Source organism: Burkholderia sp. BCC1047 (genome assembly GCF_902833155.1).
GTDB lineage: Bacteria > Pseudomonadota > Gammaproteobacteria > Burkholderiales > Burkholderiaceae > Burkholderia > Burkholderia sola.
In genome coordinates, this window is record NZ_CADFEH010000008.1 from 23017 (window position 1) to 45531 (window position 22515).

General features: G+C 68.7%; 15 protein-coding genes and 1 pseudogene. 6 read left to right on the forward strand and 10 right to left on the reverse strand.

The window, feature by feature from the left end:
• Positions 1-34: 34 nt before the first annotated feature.
• Positions 35-667, reverse strand: coding sequence for a LysE family translocator (locus HWX55_RS11000; protein WP_175975602.1), 633 nt, complete (start codon positions 665-667; stop codon positions 35-37).
• Between the two features lie 116 nt (positions 668-783).
• Positions 784-1680 carry a LysR family transcriptional regulator gene (locus HWX55_RS11005; protein ID WP_175975603.1) on the reverse strand — a complete coding sequence of 299 codons (897 nt, stop codon included), beginning with the start codon at positions 1678-1680 and terminating at the stop codon, positions 784-786.
• 222 nt (positions 1681-1902) lie between these two features.
• On the opposite strand from HWX55_RS11005, the gene HWX55_RS11010 reads away from it, so the two are divergent.
• Both HWX55_RS11010 and HWX55_RS11015 read left to right on the forward strand, forming a co-directional pair.
• Complete coding sequence (locus HWX55_RS11010) at positions 1903-2160, forward strand: hypothetical protein (protein WP_006478949.1); 258 nt, start codon at positions 1903-1905, stop codon at positions 2158-2160.
• A 281-nt stretch (positions 2161-2441) separates the two neighbouring features.
• Entirely contained in the window at positions 2442-2741 is a 300-nt protein-coding gene (locus tag HWX55_RS11015) for a DUF4148 domain-containing protein (protein WP_050012713.1), read from the forward strand.
• Positions 2742-2825: 84 nt separating this feature from the next.
• Here the strand turns inward: HWX55_RS11015 and HWX55_RS11020 are convergent, their stop codons facing one another.
• Both HWX55_RS11020 and HWX55_RS11025 read right to left on the reverse strand, forming a co-directional pair.
• On the reverse strand, positions 2826-4598 hold the full coding sequence (locus HWX55_RS11020) for a GGDEF domain-containing protein (RefSeq protein WP_124592809.1): 1773 nt from the start codon (positions 4596-4598) through the stop codon (positions 2826-2828).
• Positions 4595-5722, reverse strand: coding sequence for an extracellular solute-binding protein (locus HWX55_RS11025; protein WP_175975604.1), 1128 nt, complete (start codon positions 5720-5722; stop codon positions 4595-4597). The genes HWX55_RS11020 and HWX55_RS11025 overlap by 4 nt, the downstream gene beginning before the upstream one ends.
• Positions 5723-5971: 249 nt before the next feature.
• Between HWX55_RS11025 and HWX55_RS11030 the strand changes: the two genes are divergently transcribed.
• The 4 genes from HWX55_RS11030 to HWX55_RS11045 all read left to right on the forward strand — a co-directional run bounded on the left by HWX55_RS11030 (position 5972) and on the right by HWX55_RS11045 (position 10304).
• Positions 5972-7405 (forward strand): PLP-dependent aminotransferase family protein, encoded by a 1434-nt coding sequence (locus tag HWX55_RS11030; RefSeq protein ID WP_175975605.1) that lies wholly within the window; start codon positions 5972-5974, stop codon positions 7403-7405.
• 95 nt (positions 7406-7500) lie between these two features.
• Positions 7501-7890, forward strand: a complete 390-nt coding sequence (locus tag HWX55_RS11035) for a hypothetical protein (RefSeq protein ID WP_175975606.1) — start codon at positions 7501-7503, stop codon at positions 7888-7890.
• 195 nt (positions 7891-8085) lie between these two features.
• A complete protein-coding gene (locus HWX55_RS11040; RefSeq protein ID WP_175975607.1) occupies positions 8086-9870 on the forward strand; it encodes a nitrite/sulfite reductase in 1785 nt (594 codons plus the stop codon).
• Positions 9867-10304, forward strand: coding sequence for a DUF934 domain-containing protein (locus HWX55_RS11045; protein WP_175975608.1), 438 nt, complete (start codon positions 9867-9869; stop codon positions 10302-10304). The genes HWX55_RS11040 and HWX55_RS11045 overlap by 4 nt, the downstream gene beginning before the upstream one ends.
• 83 nt (positions 10305-10387) lie before the next feature.
• Here HWX55_RS11045 and HWX55_RS11050 read toward each other — a convergent pair whose 3' ends face one another.
• From HWX55_RS11050 to nirB, 6 genes and pseudogenes are all read right to left on the reverse strand, one after another.
• Positions 10388-11668: a virulence factor family protein gene (locus HWX55_RS11050; protein ID WP_175975609.1), complete on the reverse strand. Its 1281-nt coding sequence runs from the start codon at positions 11666-11668 to the stop codon at positions 10388-10390.
• Positions 11665-14259, reverse strand: coding sequence for a bifunctional lysylphosphatidylglycerol flippase/synthetase MprF (mprF, locus tag HWX55_RS11055; protein ID WP_175975610.1), 2595 nt, complete (start codon positions 14257-14259; stop codon positions 11665-11667). Before mprF ends, HWX55_RS11050 begins: the two co-directional genes overlap by 4 nt.
• 425 nt (positions 14260-14684) lie before the next feature.
• Positions 14685-15118: pseudogene (locus HWX55_RS11060) on the reverse strand (hypothetical protein).
• A gap of 208 nt (positions 15119-15326) precedes the next feature.
• Positions 15327-19520 carry a bifunctional nitrate reductase/sulfite reductase flavoprotein subunit alpha gene (locus HWX55_RS11065; RefSeq protein WP_175975611.1) on the reverse strand — a complete coding sequence of 1398 codons (4194 nt, stop codon included), beginning with the start codon at positions 19518-19520 and terminating at the stop codon, positions 15327-15329.
• Positions 19521-19536: 16 nt separating this feature from the next.
• Positions 19537-19884 carry a nitrite reductase small subunit NirD gene (nirD, locus tag HWX55_RS11070; protein ID WP_050012744.1) on the reverse strand — a complete coding sequence of 116 codons (348 nt, stop codon included), beginning with the start codon at positions 19882-19884 and terminating at the stop codon, positions 19537-19539.
• A 38-nt stretch (positions 19885-19922) separates the two neighbouring features.
• The gene (gene nirB, locus HWX55_RS11075; RefSeq protein ID WP_175975612.1) at positions 19923-22496 is read right to left on the reverse strand and encodes a nitrite reductase large subunit NirB; all 2574 of its coding nucleotides are present in this window, start codon (positions 22494-22496) and stop codon (positions 19923-19925) included.
• Between the last annotated feature and the right edge of the window lie 19 nt (positions 22497-22515).

Below are 22515 nucleotides of genomic sequence, written 5' to 3' on the forward strand. Positions count from 1 at the left end.
GCCGGCGATTCCCGGAACCATCGACGGACGCACGCTAGCTGCGCGATTCCAGCGCGATCCGCACGGCCAGCCCGGCCAGCACCGTGCCCATCAGCCAGCGCTGAACCGCCGCCCAGCGCGGCCGTCCCGCGAGAAAACCCGCGATCGAACCGGCCGCGCACGCGATCAGCGCGTTGACGCTGACGCTCACCGCGATCTGCACGCAGCCGAGCGCCAGCGATTGCGCGAGCACGCTGCCGTGCCCTGGCACGATGAACTGCGGCAGCAACGACAGATACATCACCGCGATCTTCGGGTTCGCGAGGTTCGTGACGAAGCCCATGATGAACAGCCTGACGCGACTGTCGTGCGGCAACTGCCGGACCTGGAACGCGGAGCGTCCGCCCGGCTTCAGCGCCTGCCATGCGAGGTAGGCCAGATACAGCGCGCCGGCCACGCGCAACGCATCGTACGCATACGGCACGGTCATCAGCAGCGCGGTGATGCCCACTGCCGCGCACACCATGTAGAACACGAATCCCAGCGCGACACCGCCGAGCGAGACCAGCCCGGCGCGGCGACCCTGGCAGATCGAGCGCGACACCAGATAGATCATGTTCGGTCCGGGCGTCAGCGCCATGCCGAGCGACACGAGTCCGAACGCAAACAGGATGGGCAAGGCCGGCACGGCACACTCCTTCGGGATCGATGACGAGGTAGGAACAATGTATTGCATCCCGGCCATCGTCGGCATGAATAAACTGCACGTCGCCCATGAGCGCCGTTCATTGCGCTCGCCGCTCGCTATTTGCCCTTTTTCGCGCGCGTCCGGATCGTCTTTTCGGCCTTCGGACGCTGCGCGTCGACGAGCCGCACGAACTCCTCGGCAACCGCATTGCCGGCGGTATTCCACGCCAGTCGCACGGAGCGATGCAGCCGTGGCGACAGCGCCAGCACGCGGCCGCCGAACGGCGTGTACGTGAGCGTGATACGCGGCACGATCGACACGCCCATGCCGGCCTCCGCCATCGACAGGATCGTGCGCATCTCGACGACGTTGAACGCGGCCCGAAGCGGCACGCCGCCGCGCGCGAAGTAATCCGCGATCACCGGCCCGCACCCCGCCTTCGAGAAAATGAACGGCGCCGCGGCCAGTTGCCTGGCCGACACGCTCTTGCGGCCCGCGAACAGATCGTCCGCCGCGACCGCGACGAAATCCTCGTCGAGCAGCGGCAGGTGGTGCGCGAACGTCTTCGTGCCGGCCACCACGCCGACGTCGGCCGTCCCGTCGTCGATCCACCCTTCGACTTCGCTGTCCGTGCCTTCGAGCAGCACCGCCGATACGCCCGGGTGCATGTCCTTCAACGCTTCGAGCGCGGGCACGACGAACGCCAGCGACACGCTGGGCAGCGATGCGACCACCAGTTTCCCTTCGAGCTTGCCGCGCGACAGGCTGAACTGCTGGCGCAGCAGCTGCGCTTCCCGCACCACGCTCTGGACATATGGCCACAGGCGTTCGCCGGCCGCCGTCAGGACGACCGGTTGCCGGTCGCGCCAGAGCAGCTTGACCTGCGTGATGTCCTCCAGCTCCGTCAGCGCGTGGCTGATCGCGGATTGACTGCGGCTGAGCCGGTCTGCCGCGGCCGTCAGCGAGCCGAGTTCGACCACGGCGGCCAGGGCCTGCAACTGGGCAAGCGTCATCGGATTTCCTTTCGTTCGGAGATATGCACGCCGCGCATGAGGCGGCCAGTTGTGTTGAATTATATTGAACCGGTTCGACGGTCATGCGTCGGGCGCGAGCGGGATCGCGCAGGGGTTCCGAAAGCTGCGACGCGCCCGTACCGCGGGCCGTCAACCGCCCAGCGCGTCATCCGTCCGGCGCCACGCCCTGCTCCATTCCCGAAGACGCGTTAGACTATTCGGATGGAACAATGTCGTTATTGCCAGAGAATCCGCGATGAATGGGATTGCCACGGCGACGAATGCCGCCGCGCAATCGCGAAGGCGCTGCGCCGACAGCGCGCGGGCCTGCCGATGGTGCCCGATCGCATCCGCAACGAGTTGCCGTCCGGCGCGCCGACCCAGCAGGTAATCGCCGTCCTGTCGCGCCAGCGCCTGCGCGCGCGCCGCGGTAACGAGGAACGTCGCGAGCGCAAGGAAATCGACGACGACGGGGTCTGATCCGGCAGCGCTGTAGCCCTGCGGTTCCACCGCGAGCTCTTCGCCGTCGTTTACCGTCCGGCGCGGGGCCCCAGCCCCCGCCCCCACACTCTCCCGCCATTGCCTGCCATCCTTGCGATATAGCATGGGGACGGATCGCGTTTGCGTCGAATTATTACCCGTAAAGCAACGATCTTTCGCTGAAAGTCACGTTTACCCTAGGTGAGCCGGCGCCTACGATGTAATCAACCGCCGACGACATGGTGTCGAACGCGGAAAGCCAATAAACATCGGAGGTCATCATGAAATCGCTCGTTTCCGCAGTCGTTGCCGCCGTCGCCCTGTCCGCCTCGTTCGGCGCATTCGCGCAAAGCACCGTGACCCGCGCCCAAGTGCGCAACGAACTGGTCCAGCTCGAAAAGGCCGGCTACAAGCCCAGCCAGGCGAGCCCGCACTACCCGGCCGACCTCGAGGCCGCGCAAGCCCGCGTGCAGGGCATCGACAACAGCGGCTTCGGTGCGCAACCGGCCGCGACCGTCGAAGGCGGCGCACCGGTCGGCCGGGCACACAGCCCGCGCGACTCGGTCTACTTCGGCCACTAAGCGTGCCGCTGCGCGCCTTGCGCGTGCAGCCCGCACCCGTGACGAGCCCGTCCCGCGACGGGCTCGTCGCGTTTCGCCCCGCCGTCAGCCGCTGCTGCTCGATGCGGCACGGTCGGTCCCGTCGGGCACGCCGCCGCGGACCAGATCCTGATAGCGCACGCACACGCACTGCGTGGAGGCCTTCGCCGCGTACATCGCCGCGTCGGCCTTGACGAGCAGCTCCTCGGCCGATGCGCCGTCCGCGGGAAACTCGCTGACGCCGATGCTCGCGCCGACGGCCATGCGCCCTTCGTCGAACTCCAGCTCCTCGGCCATCACGATCTGGATGCGCGTCGCGACATCGCCGATCACCGCCGGTGAACGCACGTCCGAAATCAGCACGATGAATTCGTCGCCGCCGAGCCGTGCAGCCATGTCGTCGCCGCGCAGCACCTGGCTCAACCGCTTCGCGACCGCGACGAGCGTGCGATCGCCGGCCGAGTGGCCGTGCTGGTCGTTGATCTGCTTGAAGCGATCGAGATCGACGAACATCACCGCCAGCCCCTCGCGCGCCGCGGCCGCATGCCGGATCGCCGCATCGAGATGCTCCATGAACAGCAGGCGGTTCGGCAGGCCGGTCAGCGGATCGTGACCGGCGAGATGCGTGAGCTCCTGCTGCTTCGCGCGCAGCATCGCCATTTGCGTGCGGATCTCGACGCGCATGCTGTCGAAACAACGCGCGAGCACGCCGATCTCGTCGGCCCGCGCGACCGGCAGCCGTTCGGCGGCCGAATCGTCGAACACGTGCGTCGCCGCGCGCGCGAGCGCCTGCAGCGGCCGCGTGATCGCACGCGCGAACAGGATCGCGAGAATCACCGCCAGCACGCTCGACACGAGCACCATCCTGACGATCCGTTCGCCCAGCATGCCGTCCGGCGCGAGCACGTCGGCCAGCGGGCGCGCCATCCCGAGCACGACGAAGCGGCTGCCCTCGTCGTGCCCGAACGGCGTGCGCACGAACGCGAACATCTGGCCCGGCGCCTGATCGGGCTGCGCGAGTCCATTGAGCGTCACGTTCGTGCGCCCGCTGTCGAACAGCACGCGCGTGACGGCAAAACGGTCCTGCATCAGCACGCGCCGGCCGCGATCGAAACCGAACGCCTGTTCCGGATCGGGATGCACGAGAAAATCGCCCCACTCGTTCGCGAGATAGACCGCATAGTCGTCCGGCAGATCGCGTTCGATCCGGTCGAACACCCGGGAAAGCTCGACGTCGACGACGAGCGCGCCGACCGTCTGACCCGACGCGTCGACCACCGGCGTCCCGACGCGCAGGATCGGCAGCCCTTGCGCCGCATGCGATCCCGTCTCGTGATTGATCACGATCGGCGACAGGTAGATATGACCGGGCGCCGTCGCCAGCGTATCGAATACGTAGGAGAACTGCCCTTTCTCCTGAAACGCGCTTTCGGGCAGCACGACGATGCCGCGCGCATCGCGATCCACGTGAATGCGTTCGATCCCGAAATGCCCGCTTGCGATCAGGCGGATCTGCAGGTATTCCGCATGATTTCTCATGAAGCTGTAATACACCTGCTCGAGCCGCATGCGTCGCGCGTTGTCCGCATTGTCGCCGCCCGCGACGGCCGCGGACGACGGCAACTGCGCGAGCACGAGCGCGTCGTCCGCAACGTCGGCGAGCGCGGTCGTGAAGCGCTGCCCGAGCAGTTGCGTCGACATCAGCAGACTGTGCTGCGCTTCCTGCACGAGCATCGCGCGGTTGGCGCGATACGCGTAGTAGCCGGTCGTGCCCGACGCGATCACGCCGATGCACGCGAACAGCACCGACAGCTTCGACGTGAGCCCGAGCCGGATCATTTTGCGAACCGCTCCGGCCGATCGCCCGACACGATGCGGCTCCACAGCGACTCGCGGCGCGCGATGTCCTCCACGGGCTGGAGCCACACGAGATGCTGGCGCCCGGTATCCAGGCCGCGCGGCTCGAGCGTGTTCGCGAGCCCCTGACGCTCGGTCAGCAGCGTGCCGATCGCCGGTTCGAGCATGTAGTTGATCCACGCGAAGGCAAGCTCCGGCCGTCGCGCGCCGCGCGTGACGGCCCAGCAATCGAGCCACGCGAGCGCGCCTTCGTCCGGGATCACGTAGCCGACGTCCGCGCCGGCGCGACGCAACTGCTCGACCTGCTGCGTGCCGTAGTTGCCGAACATCAGCGCCGCGCGATGCTGGATGAACAGCGCGGTCGCTTCCTCGGGAAGCGTGTAGTACGTCAGCAGGTTGCGGCGCAGGTCGATCAGCTTGCGGGCCACGGCAAGCGTCTGCGCGGGCGACAGGCGGAACGGATCGGGATAGCCGAGCGCCAGCGCCGTGAACGAGAAATTGTGCTGCGCGCTGTTGAAGTCGAGCACCTTGCCGCGATAGCGCGGATTCCACAGTTCGCGCATCGAGCGCGGCGCGGCCGGCACCTGCTTGCGGTCGTAGATCAGCCCCATCGACGAATACGTGAACGGGATCGCGTAGGACGCGCCGTCCTGCACGAGGCCGCCGATCGTCGCGAGCTGCTGGAAATTCGGCAATTGCCGCCGCCGGTTCGGGATATGCGACAGGTCGATCGGCGCGAGCAGGCGTTCATGCGCATAGCGCTGGATCTCGGCCGTGTTCGCGGCCAGCACGTCGTACGGCGGCGGCGACGCGCTGTGCATCCGCGTCCACAACGCTTCGTCGGAATCGACCAGCGTCACTTCGACGCGCACATGAAACTGCGTCTCGAATGCGCTGACGATATCGCTATCCGCGTAACCGGGCCAGGCCAGCACGCGCAGCACGTTGTCGTTGACGGTTTCGGGAGAGACGGCGAAGGCCGGCAGAGCGGGCGCGAGCCAGCCCAGCATCGATATGACGAGCAGCATGCGCACGGCGCCGCGGGCGCGCGCGCATGCGCCGATTCCCCTGATCAATCGGACCCCGCGTGAATCGCCCGCCTGCATCCGACTGTCCTTTTTTGAGTCGATGCGATATCCCGCAACGAGACCATAAAACGCAGGGTCACGCAATCGGAACAAGCCGCACATCGCGCATATTCGCGGGCCTCGCGGCCGAACGTCCCCCAATTACAGGGGCCCGTGTGGGGGGGCCGCGCCTTTCCTTTTCAGGCCGCGCATCGGACAATGTGCCGCGCCCGACGGCGCGGCGCCGCTCCGGCCCGCGCACGGCGACGACGCGCTCCGCCCACGCCGATGAAACGCTACGAAACCCTCGCCCACACGATCGCCGACGACATCCGCAACGGCAACCTTGCAGTCGGCACGCGCCTGCCGTCGCTGCGGCAGATCATCGCGCAGCATGGCGTAAGCCAGTCGACGGTGTTTCGCGCGTACTACCTGCTCGAACAGTGGGGACTGATCCGCGCGCGCGAACGCTCGGGCTACTACGTCGCGCCGGGCGCCCAGCCGGCCGCGAGCCCGACGACGAAACGCCGCGCGAGCCGTGCCGGCGTCACGCGCAAGGTCGACATCAGCAGCCTCGTGTTCTCCGTGCTCGATGCGGCCACGCAGCCCGGCATCGTGCCGCTCGGCTCCGCATTCCCGGCGCCGCAGCTGTTTCCGCTGCCGCGCCTGGCGAAGTCGCTCGCGCAGGCCACGCGGCTCGTGAGCCCGTGGAGCACGGTCGTCGACCTGCCGCCCGGCAACGAGGCGCTGCGCCAGCAGATCGCGCGGCGCTATCTCGCGACCGGCATCTCGCAGCCGATCGACGAAATCGTCGTCACGAACGGCGCGCTCGAAGCACTGAACCTGTGCCTGATGGCGGTGACGCGCCCCGGCGACGTCGTCGCCGTCGAAGCACCGGGCTTCTATGCGGCGTTGCAGGCAATCGAGCGGCTCGACCTGCGCGCGGTCGAGATTCCCGTCGATCCGCGCACGGGCCTCGATCTCGATGCGCTCGCGAACGCGCTCGACCGGCACGACATCCGCGCGTGCTGGTTCATGACCAATTTCCAGAACCCGACCGGCGTCACGCTGACCGCCGAAAAAAAGCGCGCGCTCGTCGAATTGCTCGCGGCGCGCAACGTGCCGCTGATCGAGGACGACGTGTACGGCGAACTGCATTTCGGCCCGGACTATCCGCTGCCCGCCCGCGCGTTCGACCGTCATGGCCTCGTGATGCACTGCAGTTCGTTCTCGAAAACGCTCGCGCCCGGCTACCGGATCGGCTGGGCCGCCGCGGGCCGGTTCGCGGAGAAGGTGCAGCGGCTCAAGCTGATGACGACGCTGTCGGCCAGCATTCCCGCGCAGGCCGGCATCGCGAACTATCTCGAGCACGGCGGCTACGACCGGCACCTGCGCAAGCTGCGCGGCGCGCTGCACACGCAGCTCGACCGGATGGACGACGCGCTGCGGCGCTGGCTGCCGGCCGGCGTCGAATGGGTACGGCCCGACGGCGGGTATTTTCTGTGGCTCGCGTTTCCCGACGCGATCGACGCGATGGAGTTGCATCGCCAGGCGATCGAACGCGGCATCAGCTTCGCGCCGGGCCCGCTGTTTTCGGCCGCGCACGGCTTCGAGCGCTGCGTGCGCGTGAATTTCGGCCATCCGTGGAGCCACGACATCGAGCGCGCGATCCACGTGCTCGGCGAACTGGTCGCGCAGCCGTCGGTTCGCAAGGCAGGCTGATCGCGCAACGCGTGCTGCGCCGGCCGCGTCACGGCCATGCAGACGATCCGTACGCGGGTTACATTGCAGGTCCCGCCGCCCTTTCCCGATTGCCCATGAGCCAATTGCCTTACCTCGATCACGACGCGCTGCTGAAACTGACGGCCGAAGCGGCGCACGTCACGCAGCCGTGCACGTGCACGAAGACCTCGCTCGCCGGCTGGACGACCCTGCCGCTGTCGCTGCCGGACACCCAACTGATCGAAGTGGCCACGCTCATCCCGCCGGGCGAACCCGAGCCGACCTACGCGGAATATCATCCGGCCGGCACGCGTTACGCGTCGGACGACGCGCCGATCGCGCCGCGCCATTTCCCGTACAACCGCTGCGCCGTCAGCCGCTGTCGCGCGTGCGGCCGCCTGTTCCTGCGCTACCAGGAAGGCGGCGGCTACTTCATCGACCAGCGCATTCGCGCGCTCGATCCGGCGCTCGTTGTCGACGCGTGACGTCGGCCGTGGGCATGCGCGCATGCCCGGCCCACGCCGGCGCCCCGCCGGCCATCTGCTGCGTCTTTTTCGTTCCGATCTGCTGCTTGTCGCGCCGCATCGCGTTCCCTACGCTGTCTTCCGTTGCCTGACATCCGTCGCAACGCCTTCCCGCGCCGCGCGCCATGCGCCGTGGCGCCTCTCGCGTATCACGTCATGTATCGATATACCGATTTCGACCGGGCGCTCGTGCACAGCCGCGCCGCCCAGTTCCGCGACCAGCTCGAACGCTGGCAGCAAGGCACGCTCGGCGAGGACGCGTTCCGGCCGCTGCGCCTGCAGAACGGCTGGTACGTGCAGCGCCACGCGCCGATGCTGCGCGTCGCGGTGCCGTACGGCGAGTTGTCGAGCGCGCAGCTTCGCATGCTCGCGCGGATCGCGCGCGACTACGACGTACCCGACGACGCCACCTACCGCGCCGCGTGCGACGCGCAGGCGTTGCTCGGCACGTTGCGCCTGCCGACCCGCAGCGCGCACTTCACGACGCGCACCAACGTGCAGTTCAACTGGATTCCGCTGGCGAAGGCGGCCGACGTGATGGACCTGCTCGCGACCGTCGACATGCACGGCATCCAGACGAGCGGCAATTGCATCCGCAACATTTCGTGCGACGAACGCGCGGGCGTCGCGCCGGACGAGATCGCCGATCCGCGCCCGTTCGCCGAAGTGATGCGCCAGTGGACGACGCTGCACCCGGAATTCGCGTTCCTGCCGCGCAAGTTCAAGATCGCGATCACGGGCGCGACCGAAGACCGCGCGGCGACCGACTGGCACGACGTCGGGCTGAAGCTCGTGCGCGACGACGCGGGCGCGCTCGGCTTTCGCGTGAGCGTAGGCGGCGGGATGGGCCGCACGCCGACGATCGCGACGCTGCTGCGCGCGTTCCTGCCGTGGCAGCACGTGATGAACTACATCGAGGCGATCGTCCGCGTGTACAACCGCTACGGGCGGCGCGACAACAAGTACAAGGCGCGGATCAAGATTCTCGTGAAGACCGAGGGGCAACGCTACATCGACGACGTCGAGGAAGAGTTCCGCCAGATCGTCGTCCACGACGGCGGCCCGCACACGATCCCGCAAGCCGAATTCGATCGCGTCGCCGCGTCGTTCGTCCCGCCGCGGTTGAAGCCGCGCACGCTCGAGCTCGCGGACGCGAACGCGCGCGTGTCCGCGCAGGCGAGCCGTCATCCGGCGTTCGCGCGCTGGCTCGCCCGCAATGTCGCCGATCATCGCGACCCGGCGCTGCGCATCGTCACGCTGTCGTTCAAGCGCCGCCTGCAGGCGCCCGGCGACGCGTCGCCGGACCAGCTCGACGCGCTCGCCGATCTCGCCGACCGCTTCTCGGCCGGCGAGGCGCGCGTCACGCACACGCAGAACGTCGTGCTGCCGTGGGTACACGTCGACGACCTGTTCCTGCTGTGGGAAAACGCCCGCGCGATCGGGCTCGCGAGCGCGAATGTCAGGCTGCTGACCGACATGATCGCGTGCCCGGGCGGCGATTTCTGCGCGCTCGCGAACGCCCGCTCGATTCCGGTCGCCGACGCGATCGCCGAGCGCTTCGACGATCTCGACCTGCTGCACGACATCGGCGACATCGACCTGCACATCAGCGGCTGCATCAACTCGTGCGGCCATCATCACAGCGGCCACCTCGGCATCCTCGGCGTCGACAAGGACGGCGCGGAGTGGTACCAGGTCACGCTCGGCGGGTCGGACGGCTCGATCGCAAGCGGCCCCGCGCGGCCGGGCAAGGTGATCGGCCCGTCGTTTTCGGCGGACGAGATCGTCGACGTCGTCGACGCGATCGTCAACGCGTATCTCGACGCGCGCGTCGACGCGAACGGCCGCAGCGAACGATTCATCGACACGGTGCGCCGCGTCGGCACGGAGCCGTTCAAGGCCGCCGCGAACGCCGCACGTCATCAGGAAGAACCCGTATGAACCACGAGATCGCGAACGCAAACGAACGCATCCGGCTGCTGACGCCGGCCGACCATGCCGACGATACAGAGCAGCACGGCGCGACGACGCTGACGATCGGCAACGACGAGGCACTGCCGCCGCTCGCCGCGCGCATCGCGCAGGCCGAGCGCATCGACCTGCAGTTTCCGTCGTTCACCGACGGCCGCGCATACAGCCAGGCCTACCTGCTGCGCAAGCGCTACGGCTTCGCCGGCGACCTGCGCGCGACCGGCGACGTCCTGGTCGACCAGTTGCTGCTGATGGAACGCACGGGGTTTTCGAGCGCGGTGCTCGGCGACGACACCGACCTCACGGCCGCACGGCGGCAGCTCGACCGGTTTCCGGGCTTCTATCAGCGCGATGCGAGAACGACGATGCCGCCGCAGGACGCGACAGCGCAGCCCGGAAAATGAAACGGGCGGCTCGCTGGCCGCCCGTACGATGAACCGGAAGCAAAACCGGCCGGCGCCCGCCGTCACGCGGGCGCCGCCGGCGTTCAGCGCGCCGCCGCCGGCTTGCCGAACCCGCCGAGGATCTTCTTCTCGAGCGCGATGTAATCGCGGCCGAAGTGGTGATCGCCCTGCGTCTTGATCACGTCGGCGCCCGTGTTCGCGAGCGCCGGGCACATCGTGTCCGTCTCTTCCGCGCCATAGAAGCACTGCACGAGCGCCGGCGGCACCTTCGCGATTTCCGGCGCGACCTTCAGCGCCTTGTCGCTCGCGGGCATGCCGAGCCAGCCCGTCACGCGGATCTGGAAATCGGCCGACGGCGCGAAGCCGAGCAGCGACATCACCGCGACCTTGTCGCGCAGGTCGGCGGGCAGCCGGTTGTACGCGAACGGCATCACGTCGGCGCCGAACGAGTAGCCGACCAGCGCCACGCGGTTCGCATGCCAGCGCGCCGTGTAGGTGCGCATCACGCGGGCCAGATCGCGGCTCACCTGCGCGGGCGGCTTCTCGCTCCAGAAGTAACGCAGCGCGTCGATGCCGACCACCGACACGCCGTCGCGCTGCAGCGCCTCGGCGATCGTCTTGTCGAGATCGCGCCAGCCGCCGTCGCCCGAGATCACGATCGCGAGCCGGTCGCTGCCGCCCTTGGCCGGCAGCTCGACGAGCGGCAGGTCCGACACGTCGAGTTCGTCGCTGCTGCTGGTGTCGCGCAGGTGCGACGTGACGAGCGATACGAGCTTCGCGGTGTCGCCCGCGGCAGCCGTTTCGACGAAACCCGGCATCGCACGGCGCACGATCGTCGAATCGGGCGGGCACGGCTTGAAGCGCGGATCGAGCTTCGCGGCCGAACCGACCGCGACGACGCCGGCGATCGTGTTCTCCGGCGCCATCGACAGGATCTGCTTCGCGATCGCGCCGCCCTGGCCCACGCCCGCGACGATCGGCGTGAAATAGCGCGACGACTGCGCAAGCCGTTCGAGTTGATGACTGACCGCCTCGGCGTCGCCGTCGAGGTGATGGCAGGCCTCCTGCTTCGCGGCGAGATTCGCCGCGTAACGCCCGGAATCGACGCCGACCGTCATCGCCCCGGCTTTCGCGAGCGCGTCGGCCGCCTGCTGATCGGCGGCATGCCAGCCGGCCTCACGCGAGAACAGCACGACGAAACCGCGCAGCGGCCCGCTCGGCTTGGTCACGGTCACAGGCCCGTAGCGGCCGCCAGAGACAGTTTCGGCTTTCACTGCGGCCGGCTGCGCGGCGCACGCGGCGCCGGCCAACATCATTCCCGCGCAGGCGGCTGCCGCCCTCGCGATTAACTTCTTCGACATCATGAACGCCGACCTCCAGCCAGCAATGACAGATCCGCCAGCGTGACGAACACGCCGACCGAGCCCGAGGCCGCGAGATAACGCGGCTCCCAGTGCGGTTCGAACTTGCTCTTGAAAGCGCGCAAGCCGCGGAAGTTGTAGAAGCGGCCGCCGAAGCGCCAGACCATCAGGCCGAGCCGGTGGAACGGCGACGGCATCTTCGCCGCCCCCATCCCCGAGAACGGCGCGATGCCCAGGCTCAGCTTGCGGAACCCCGCTTCCTTCAGATGCAGCGCGAGCTGCGTAAACAAATACTCCATCGCGTACGGCGAAGCCTCCGGCAGATGGCGCATCACGCCGACCGTCGCCTCGGTGTTCAGGTCGGTCGTCATGAACGTGACGAACGCGATCGGCTTGTCGGCCTGCCGCACCAGCATCACCGACTGCGTCGACAGATAGCCGTCGTGGAACGCGGCCACCGAGAAGCTCTTCTCGCGCGCATCGCGGCTGTCGAGCCAGCCGTCGGAGATGTCGCGCAGCGCCGGCAGCGCGGCCGGTACGTCGCCCGGCGCGATCACCTCGACCGTCAGCGCATCCTTGTCGCCGCGGCGCAGCGCGTAGCGCAGGTGCGACCGGTTCGATCCCTTCAGGTCGAACTGGTCGAGCGCGATATGCGCTTCCTCGCCGAGCTTCATCAGCGTGAGCCCCGCGTCGAGATACAGCGGCAACGCGTTCGCGCGCACCTGGTAGAACGCCGCGCGGCCGCTGTGCGCGTGTGCGAGCGCGATGAACTTGCTGATCAGCGCCGGCCACTCTTCACGCGGGCCGACCGGGTCGTGCAGCGCGGCCCACGTGCGGCCGTTCTTCGCGTACATCAGGAACGCGCGACGCGATTCGGAAAACAGGAACGACTTGTCGCCCATCAGCGCGAGGCCCGCGTCGCTGCACTCCTGCGCGCGAATGATCTGCTCCGCGTCGATCAGGTCCTGCTCCGCGGGTTTCACGAAACGCCCGGGCGCCGGGCGCAGCAGTTGCCACAGCGCGAACAGCGCGACGAACACGCCGGACGCGAGCGTCGCGCGCAGCGCCCGCGGCGCGCGCGCATCGAACGAGAAATGCGACCACAGATCGCGCGTGTACGGCACGTCGCGGAACGCGAAGAACAGCACCCACACGGCCAGCATCAGCACCATCGCCACCGACACGAACCAGCTGACGGTGAAGCGCTCGGCGAGCAGCGACGAATGACGGTTGAACCGGCGACGGCTGACGAGCAGCAGCACGAGCAGCGTGCCGAGCACGCCGGCCTCGACGAACGCGAGGCCCTTGGCCAGCGACAGCGCGAGGCTCGCGAGCGTCAACGCGAAGGTCATCCACCACGCGCCGTCGAGCCGGCGCAGCAGCCCGCGCGCGACGAACAGCAGCGCGACGCCGAGCACGCTGCAGATCACCTGCGAGCCTTCGAGCACCCACAGCGGCACGATGTGGCGCAGGATCGCGATCCGGTGCCAGAACGCGGGCGTCGCGCTCGAGATCACCAGCATCCCGCCGACCGCGAATGTCACGAGGCTCAGGAACACCGGCGCGAGCTGCGACACGCGCACGGCCTGCCGCGTCACGAGCCGGCGCCGCAGCGCGCGGCCCTCGAAACCGGCCAGCAGGCCGGCCGACAGCACGAGCGGCACGCCGAAGTAGATCGCGCGATACGCGATCAGCGCGGCAACCATCGCATGCGCGGGCACTTCGCGACCGAGCGTGAAGACCATCGCCGCTTCGAACACGCCGATCCCGCCCGGCGTATGGCCGATCATCCCGAGCAGCAAGGCCGCCGCGTAGACGGTGATGAAGGTCGGGAAACCGACGGGCGCCGCCGGCAGCAATACCCACAGCGTCAGGCCCGCGGCGGCGACGTCGAGCACCGCATAGACGACCTGCGCGACGAGATCGCGCCGCGACGGCACGTCGAACGACAGCCATTTGAAGCGCGTGACGACCGGGCGCGCAGTCTTGCCGCAAAGCACGACCAGCGCGGCAAGCGCGACGAGCAACGCGGCGCCCGTCCACGTGAGCACGCCGGGCGCGACGTGCAGCATCGCGGCGAGCGCCTCCGGCACGCACACCATGCCGACCGCCGTCATCAACACCATCGCGAGCGCCAGCGTGCCGCTCGTAAACACCGTCATCCGGCCGATCTGGGCGGGCGTGACGCCCGACACGCCGTACACGCGCGCACGCACGGCCCCGCCCGTCAACGCACCGAAGCCGGTCGCGTTGCCCAGCGCGGAACCGGCGATCGCGCCGATCCACAGCGCGACGCGCGGCACCTTCGCCGCGACATAGCGCAGGCCGACCGCATCGCGGGCGACGAGCGCGAGATAGCTGAGGGCCGTCGCGGCCAGCGACGCGCCCCATTCGCCGATGGACATGTGACGCAGCTGCCGGATCACGGACCGGTAGTCGACGGATTCCGACAGATGCTGGAAAACCACGATCAGCAGCAGGCCGATGCCGAGCGCGAGCAGCGGCGACAGCACGCGCTCGTGGCGGATCAGCGCCCGGGCACGGGCGATCACCGCCTCGGCACGGCCGGGCGAACCAGGGTGGCGGGAAGACATAACGTGTTCAGTGGTGGTGCATAGCGTGTCGCGGCGCGGGTTGGCCGGGCGGCGACCAGTCTGGTTGTTCTGCATGGGCGGCCGGCCGAAGACGGGCGCGGCGCCTGGATCAGAACTTACGAGTATACGGAACTTATATTACAGAATCTTTCACGTCACCTTTGTGCGGATTTGTGGTTTCTCGCGCATCGAAACGCATAAAGAAACCGTGCGTCCCACGAACGCAAGGTGCGCATCATACCGGCAACGGAGGTAGTTTTTTCATCGGATGAATGACTTGTGATGCATTTCGGTGGAATTTACCGCGCCGAGCCCGCCGGGTGAGGACGAAAACGCGAGGGCGCGGCGCGGTGCGGAATGGCGGCGGGCCGATTCGCCGCGCCCCTCCGCGGCGCACCGCCGGTACGGACATACGCCACCGCGCGTTACTTCGCCCGCTCATGCTCCCCATCCCGATCGCCTTGTAGTCGTATGTCGGGTAGAACTCCGTCCGGTACGCGCCCCAGGCCGTATCCTCGAGCACGCGGTTGACCTCGCGCAGCCGCGACGCCGGCAGCCGCAGCACGACGATCTGCCCGATCCCCATCGTCACCGTCCAGCTCACCACCTCGACGCCCGGCGGCGGAAACGCCTTGTAGAACCCCTGCTTCGCGAGTTGCGCATTCAGTTCGGCAAGCGGGCGCGACTGGTCGTGCTTCAGGAACACGGTCAGCAGCACCGCATTGTCGGGCGTCGCAGCGGCCGAACCTGCCGGCACCGTCGACTTCTGGCCGATGGCCGGTGCGCTGGAAACCGCGGTGGCCGCCAACGCGGCGGCAATCACGAACGTTCGAATCGGAAAATGCGGGAAGACGGTCATCACGCGACTCCATGGCTTCGTGGGGGAGCCGCCATCATGCGCCGCCGGGTCCATTGCTGCAGCGAGTGGCCGATGCGGTGACGCCGCGCCCGAGCGGCTGGCGTTTCCGCTCGAAGCGTTCGTGCACGCCGATCAGGCGCGCGCATGGGAGCGCCAGCAATCAACCTGCCCGCGAAACTGGCTGACAACCGCCCGCCGCTCACCCGATTCAATACACGTCGCGCATGTAGCGCCGTGCCTTCGAAAGCCGCGCGACGTAGTCGTTCGCGGCTTCGTCCGACATGCCGCCGTGCGTGGCGACGATCGCCTTCAGCGCCGTATCGACGTCCTTCGCCATCCGCGCGGCGTCGCCGCACACGTAGAAGTGCGCGCCTTCCTCCAGCCATGCGAACAGCTCGGCGCCCTGCTCGCGCATCCGGTCCTGCACGTAGACCTTGTCGGCCTGGTCGCGCGAGAACGCGAGATCGAGCCGCGTGAGGAACCCGCTGTCGCGCATCGCGCTCAGCTCGTCGCCGTAGTAGAAGTCGGTCTGCGCGTGCTGCTCGCCGAAGAACAGCCAGTTGCGCCCGCGCGCGCCGCGCGCCTGCCGCTCGTGCAGGAAGCCGCGGAACGGCGCGACGCCGGTGCCCGGCCCGACCATCACGATCGGCACGTCGCCGTTCACCGGCGGCCGGAAATGCGCGGACTTCTGCACGAACACGGGCACGCGGCCGTCGTCCGCGCGATCGGCGAGGAACGTCGACGCGACGCCTTTGCGCGCGCGCCGGCCGTTGTGATAGCGCACGGCCGACACGGTCAGGTGAATCTCGCCCGCGTGCGCGCTCGGGCTCGACGCGATCGAATACAGGCGCGGCTGCATGCGCTTGAGCATGCCGACCAGCTCCGCGCCCGACAGCTCGACCGGGTATTCGTGCAGCACGTCCGCAAGCTGTTGCCCCCACAACCATTGCTTGAGGTCGGCCTTGCGATCGTCGCCGAGCAACGACTTCAGCGCGCCGTTCGCGCTGCGCGACGCGATGAAGGCCAGCGTGTCCGGATGCGGGCGCGTGATGTCGAAGTGGCGCGCGAGCGCATCGCCGAGCCGGATGTCGCCGACGCCCGGCACCGACACGGGTGCATCGGCCTTCAGCGCGGTGACGGACAGCAGCTCGTCGACCAGCTCCGGGCAGTTGGTCGGCCACACGCCGAGCGCATCGCCGGTTTCGTATTCGAGGTTCGCGCCCTGGGTCGACAGCGACACGTAGCGCGTGTCCTTCGCGGCGCCCGGCCGGTTCAGCCGCAGGTTCGCGACGAGTTTCGACGGCGCCGGATGCGCTTTCGTCGGCAGCAGCCCCGACGGGCTCAATCCACCGGCCGGCACCGCGTGCAGCGCGGCATCGGCCTCCTTGATCCGCGCGACGACGCGCTCGAGCCATTGATCGGCATCGTGCTGGAATTCGACGTCGCAATCGACGCGCGCGCACAGGCGCGCCGCGCCGAGTTCCGCGAGCCGCGCGTCGAGCCGGCGGCCGTGGCCGCAGAACTGGTCGTAGTTGCGGTCGCCGAACGCGAGCACCGCGAAATGCACGCCGTCGAGGCGCGCGGCGCTGCCGCCCTGCAACGCGTCCCAAAACTCGCTGCCGTTGTCGGGCGCATCGCCGTCGCCGAACGTGCTCGTCATCAGCAGCACGTATTGCGCGCCGGCCAGCGACGCGACCGGATAGTCGGACATGCACGCGGTGCGGATCTCGAAGCCCGCGTTCATCAGCTTGGTCGCGTAATCGTCGGTCAACGATTCGATGTTGCCGGTCTGCGACGCCCACAACAACGTGACCTTCGGGCGCGGGCGCACGATGCGCACGCTGCCGGCCGCGGCAGCGTCGGCCGGCAGCGCGGGCGCGGCACGCTCCGCGGCGTGCGCGGGCAGCGAGCGGCTGAACAGCCCCGCGAGCATGCCGTCGAGCCAGAACCGCACGGGCGGCGTCAGCGGCGCGCCGGCCGGCAGCACGGGCACGCTGCCTTCGCGACGGCCGGCGCTCGCCTTCAACCCGCTGACGAGGCCGGCCACGTACAGCCGCTCGGTGTCGGTCAGCGGCGGCGGCGCGAAATCGGCGACGCCGAGCGCGGCCGCGAAAGTGTCGATGTCTGCCATGTCGGATTCCTGTGAGGCCGTGATCGGCGCTATCGCGGGCACGGGCGCGGGCGGTGCATCGTCCTCGCGTGCGTCGGTGCGCGCCGTGTCGTCGGCGGTCGACGCGAACGCGTCCGTGTCGACACGCGTCAGCGCGACCGCGCAGTATTTCAGTTCGGGTTGCTGCGATTCCGCGTCGATCGCGTCGTTCGTCACCGCGTTGATGCACAGGTCGTCGCCGTACACGTCGTTCCAGTGCATCGGCGCGAAGCAGTTGCCGCGCCGCACGCGGTCGGTCACGACGGCCGGCAGCACCGCGCGGCCGCGCGCCGAACGGATCTCGACGCTGTCCTTCGCGGCGATGCCGAGCGCGCGCGCATCGTCCGGGTGCAGTTCGACGAACGGGCGCGGGTTGAGCTTGTTCAGCATCGCGACCTTGCCCGTCTTCGTCATCGTGTGCCACTGATGCTGCAGCCGCCCGGTGTTCAGCACGATCGGGAACGTGTCGTCGGGCAGCTCGGCCGGATCGACGTGCGGCCGCGCGAAAAAGCGCGCCTTGCCCGACGGCGTGGGGAACACGATGCGCGGCGCATCGCTGCCGTCGGCTGCCGTGCGCAGCGGCTGGCTCACGCCGTCGTTCAGGTAGCGGATCGGGTGCCGCTCGCGCGCGGCGCCCGGCGCGACCGGCCACTGTACGGGCCCGTCGCGCAGCGCCGCGTGGCTCGCGCCGCGCAGGTCGTAGCCGGTCGCCGGATTCGAGAAACGGACGATCTCGTCGAACACGTCGGCCGCCGACGCATAGTCGAACGCATCGCCGAAGCCCATCGCGCGCGCGACTTCCGCGATGATGCGCCAGTCGGGCAGCGCGTCGCCGGGCGGCGCGACCGCCGCGCGCATCAGCGTCATGTTGCGCTCGGAATTGATCATCACGCCGTCGCCCTCGGCCCACAGCGCGCCGGGCAGCAGGATGTCCGCGTAGCGGTTGGTCTCGGTGTCGAGGAACGCGTCCTGCGCGATCACGAGTTCCGCGGCTTGCAGCCCGGCGATCACGTTGCGCCGGTTCGGCACGGTCGCGACCGGGTTCGTGCAGACGATCCAGCATGCCTTGATGTCGCCGGCCGCCATCCGCTCGAACAGGTCGACCGTGCCGTTGCCGGTGTCCTTGCGCAGCGTGCCGGCCGGCACGCGCCACAGGTTCTCGACGAAGCGCCGGTCGTCATCGGACGCCACCGAGCGCTGGCCCGGCAGCCCCGGCCCCATGTAGCCCATCTCGCGTCCGCCCATCGCGTTCGGCTGGCCGGTCAGCGAGAACGGCCCGCTGCCCGGGCGGCAGATCGCGCCGGTCGCGAGATGCAGGTTGCAGATCGCGTTGGTGTTCCACACGCCGTGCGTGCTCTGGTTGAGCCCCATCGTCCAGCAGCTCATCCATTCCTGCGCGTCGCCGATCCATTGCGCGGCCGTGCGGATCTCGGCTTCCGCGAGCCCCGTGATCGCGGCGACGCGCTCGGGCGTGTAGTCGGCGAGGAACGCGGGCATCGCGTCCCAGCCTTCGGTGTACGTATCGATGAACGCGGCGTCGGTGCGCCCGTTCGCATGCAGCAGATGCAAGAGCCCGTTGGTCAGCGCGAGATCGGTGCCCGGCCGGATCTGCAGGAACAGGTCGGCCTTGTCGGCGGTGCCGGTGCGGCGCGGATCGACGACGATCAGCTTCGCGCCGGCCTTCACGCGATCCATCATCCGCAGGAACAGGATCGGGTGACAGTCGGCCATGTTCGCGCCGATCACGAAGAACAGGTTCGCGCGATCGAAATCCTCGTACGACCCGGGCGGGCCGTCCGCGCCGAGCGACTGCTTGTAGCCGGTGCTCGCGCTCGCCATGCACAGCCGCGAATTCGACTCGATGTTGTTGGTACCGACGAAGCCCTTCGCGAGCTTGTTGACGAGGTATTGCGCCTCGATCGACATCTGCCCCGACACGTAGAACGACAGCGCATCGGGCCCGTGCGTATCGAGCACCGCGCGCAGCCGCCGCGCGGTCTCGGCGATCGCGTCGCGCGCCGGCAGCGGCACGAGGTCGTCCTCGCGGGCGCGGCGCACGAACGCGCGGTCGAGCCGCCCGGAACGGCGCAGCGCGACGTGCGCGGACGAACCCTTCGTGCACAGCCGCCCGAAGTTGGTCGGATGGTCGGCGTCGCCGGACACCTTGACGACTTCGCCATCCTCGACGTGCAGCACCATCCCGCAGCCGACGCCGCAGTACGGGCACACGCTCTTGACGGGGGTGGCGGTCATGCGTGCTCCGGGGCGCTCAGGCCGCAATCCATACGAAGCCGTCCTCGACCCGCGACGGATACGCGCTCACCGATTTCTCGGGCGCTTCCAGGCATTCGCCGGTGCGCAGGTCGAAGTGCTGCTTGTACAACGGCGATGCAACGACGACGCGCTCGCCGAGACTGCCGATCAGCCCGCGCGACATCACGGCGGCCTGCGACACGGGATCGACGTTGTCGATCGCGAACACGCCGCCTTCCTCGGCATGCGCGACGTGAAACACGGCGACCTGCTCGCCGTTGACGAGCGCGCATACGCCGGTGTTCGGCACGATGTCGTCGAGCGGGCACACGCGGGTCCAGGACAGCGGAAGACGATCGTTCATGATGGGCTCCTTGGAAAAGACGCTGGTGTCGGTCAGCGTCAAACGGTTGCGGGTTCGGCGACGACGGGAATCGACACGGGCTTGCCGCCCACGCGCTCGCCGGGCGTCGCGGGCCGGATCTGGCCGCGCGTCTCGACGAATTCGATGGTCGTATCCGGCGCGTCGCTGTTCACGAAGTGGCGGAAGCGCTTGCGCGTGTCGGGATCGGTGACGGCGCGCTTCCATTCGCACTCGTAGGTGTCGACCACGTGCTGCATGTCGGCTTCGAGCTCGGCCGCGATCCCGAGCTTGTCGTGCACGACGACGTCGGCCAGATAATCGAGGCCGCCTTCGAGGTTGTCGCGCCACACGCTGGTGCGTTGCAGCCGGTCGGCCGTGCGCACGTAGAACATCAGGAAGCGGTCGATATAGCGGATCAGCGTGTCGCGATCGAGATCGGACGCGAGCAGTTCCGCGTGGCGCGGCTTCATCCCGCCGTTGCCGCACACGTACAGGTTCCAGCCCTTCTCGGTCGCGATGATGCCGACGTCCTTGCCCTGCGCTTCCGCGCACTCGCGCGTGCAGCCGGACACGCCGAACTTGATCTTGTGCGGCGCGCGCAGCCCCTTGTAGCGATTCTCCAGGTCGATCGCGAGGCCGACCGAATCGTCGACGCCGTAGCGGCACCACGTCGACCCGACGCACGACTTCACGGTACGCAGCGCCTTGCCGTACGCGTGCCCCGATTCGAAGCCGGCCGCGATCAGTTCCTCCCAGATCGACGGCAGTTGCTCGACGCGCGCGCCGAACAGGTCGACGCGCTGGCCGCCGGTGATCTTCGTGTAGAGGCCATATTTTTTCGCGACCTGACCGACCGCGATCAGCCCTTCCGGCGTGACTTCGCCGCCCGGCATGCGCGGCACGACCGAATACGTGCCGTCGCGCTGGATGTTCGCGAGGTAGTAGTCGTTCGAATCCTGCAGGCCCGCGTGCTCCCTCTTCAGCACGAACTCGTTGAAGCACGACGCGAGGATGCCCGCGACGGCCGGCTTGCACACGTCGCAGCCGAGCCCGCGGCCGTGCTTGTGCAGCAATGCGTCGAACGTCGTGATGCGCTCGACGCGGATCAGATGGAACAGCTCCTGGCGCGAATACGGGAAGTGCTCGCACAGATGGTTGTTGACCGCGAGGCCCTGCTTCTTCATCTCGGCCTTCATGATCTGCGTGACGAGCGGCACGCAGCCGCCGCACGACGTGCCGGCGCCCGTGCACGTCTTCAGCGCGCCGAGGCTCGTCGCGCCGTCTGCGACGGCCGCGCAGATCTGCGACTTCGACACGTTGTTGCACGAGCAGATCTGCGCGCCTTCCGGCAGCGCATCGACGCCGATCGCCGGCTTCGCCGCGCCGTCCGACGACGGCAGGATCAGGAATTCCGGCGACTCGGGCAACTCGATGCGGTTCAGCATCATCTGCAGCAGCGTGCCGTACTCGGCCGCATCGCCGACCATCACCGCGCCGTGCAGGAACTTGCCGCAGTCGGACACCACGAGCTTCTTGTAGACCTGGCGGCGCTCGTCCGCGTACTGGTAGGTGCGGCTGCCGGCCGTCGTGCCGTGCGCGTCGCCAATGCTCGCGACGTCGACGCCCATCAGCTTCAGCTTGGTGCTCATGTCGGCGCCGGCGAACGCGGCCTCCGCCGCCTCGTCCGCGTCGCCCGCGAGCTGCTTCGCGACCACGCGCGCCATGTCGTAGCCGGGCGCGACGAGGCCGTACACCATGCCGTTCCAGGCCGCGCATTCGCCGATCGCGTAGATGTCGGCGTCGCTCGTGCGGCACGCGTCGTCGATCGCGATGCCGCCGCGCGGGCCGATCTCGAGCCCGCACGCGCGGGCCAGTTCGTCCCGGGGCCGGATGCCGGCCGAGAACACGATCATGTCGGTGTCGAGATGCGAGCCGTCGGCGAACGCCATCCGGTGCGCGCCTTCGGCGCCGTCGACGATTTCGAGCGTGTTCTTGCCGGTATGCACGGTCACGCCGAGCGCCTCGATCTTCGCGCGCAGCATCCGGCCGCCGCCGTCGTCGACCTGCACGGCCATCAGGCGCGGCGCGAATTCGACGACGTGCGTTTCAAGCCCCATGTCGCGCAGCGCCTTCGCGCATTCGAGGCCGAGCAGCCCGCCGCCGATCACGACGCCGCGCTTCGCGTGCGCGCCGCACGCCTGCATCGCTTCGAGATCCTCGATCGTCCGGTACACGAAGCAGCCCGCGCGATCGCGGCCCGGCACCGGCGGCACGAACGGACGCGAGCCGGTGGCGAGCACCAGCTTGTCGTACGCGAGCGTTTCGCCCGACGCGAGCGTGACCGTATGCGCGGCGCGGTCGATCGATGCGACTTGCGCGTTCAGGCGCAGGTCGAATTGCGGATGGCGCGCGAAGAAGCCGGGTTCGACGAGCGACAGCTCGTCCGCCGACTTGCCGGCGAAGAATTCCGACAGATGCACGCGATCGTAGGCCGGGCGCGGCTCCTCGCCGAGCACGGTGACCTGCAGCGCGCCGGCCGCGCCGGCTTGCGCCGCGACGCATTCGAGGAGCTTGTGGCCGACCATGCCGTGGCCGATGACGATGAGTTTCATGATGACGGTTCCTTCGGTC

Bases quoted from the DNA above. Each gene is read 5' to 3' on its own strand.
- HWX55_RS11005 (WP_175975603.1), bottom strand. From the start codon at position 1,680: ATGACGCTTGCCCAGTTGCAGGCCCTGGCCGCCGTGGTCGAACTCGGC.
- HWX55_RS11010 (WP_006478949.1), top strand. From the start codon at position 1,903: ATGGAACAATGTCGTTATTGCCAGAGAATCCGCGATGAATGGGATTGC.
- HWX55_RS11015 (WP_050012713.1), top strand. From the start codon at position 2,442: ATGAAATCGCTCGTTTCCGCAGTCGTTGCCGCCGTCGCCCTGTCCGCC.
- HWX55_RS11020 (WP_124592809.1), bottom strand. From the start codon at position 4,598: ATGATCCGGCTCGGGCTCACGTCGAAGCTGTCGGTGCTGTTCGCGTGC.
- HWX55_RS11025 (WP_175975604.1), bottom strand. From the start codon at position 5,722: ATGCAGGCGGGCGATTCACGCGGGGTCCGATTGATCAGGGGAATCGGC.
- HWX55_RS11030 (WP_175975605.1), top strand. From the start codon at position 5,972: ATGAAACGCTACGAAACCCTCGCCCACACGATCGCCGACGACATCCGC.
- HWX55_RS11035 (WP_175975606.1), top strand. From the start codon at position 7,501: ATGAGCCAATTGCCTTACCTCGATCACGACGCGCTGCTGAAACTGACG.
- HWX55_RS11040 (WP_175975607.1), top strand. From the start codon at position 8,086: ATGTATCGATATACCGATTTCGACCGGGCGCTCGTGCACAGCCGCGCC.
- HWX55_RS11045 (WP_175975608.1), top strand. From the start codon at position 9,867: ATGAACCACGAGATCGCGAACGCAAACGAACGCATCCGGCTGCTGACG.
- HWX55_RS11050 (WP_175975609.1), bottom strand. From the start codon at position 11,668: ATGATGTCGAAGAAGTTAATCGCGAGGGCGGCAGCCGCCTGCGCGGGA.
- mprF (WP_175975610.1), bottom strand. From the start codon at position 14,259: ATGTCTTCCCGCCACCCTGGTTCGCCCGGCCGTGCCGAGGCGGTGATC.
- HWX55_RS11065 (WP_175975611.1), bottom strand. From the start codon at position 19,520: ATGACCGCCACCCCCGTCAAGAGCGTGTGCCCGTACTGCGGCGTCGGC.
- nirD (WP_050012744.1), bottom strand. From the start codon at position 19,884: ATGAACGATCGTCTTCCGCTGTCCTGGACCCGCGTGTGCCCGCTCGAC.
- nirB (WP_175975612.1), bottom strand. From the start codon at position 22,496: ATGAAACTCATCGTCATCGGCCACGGCATGGTCGGCCACAAGCTCCTC.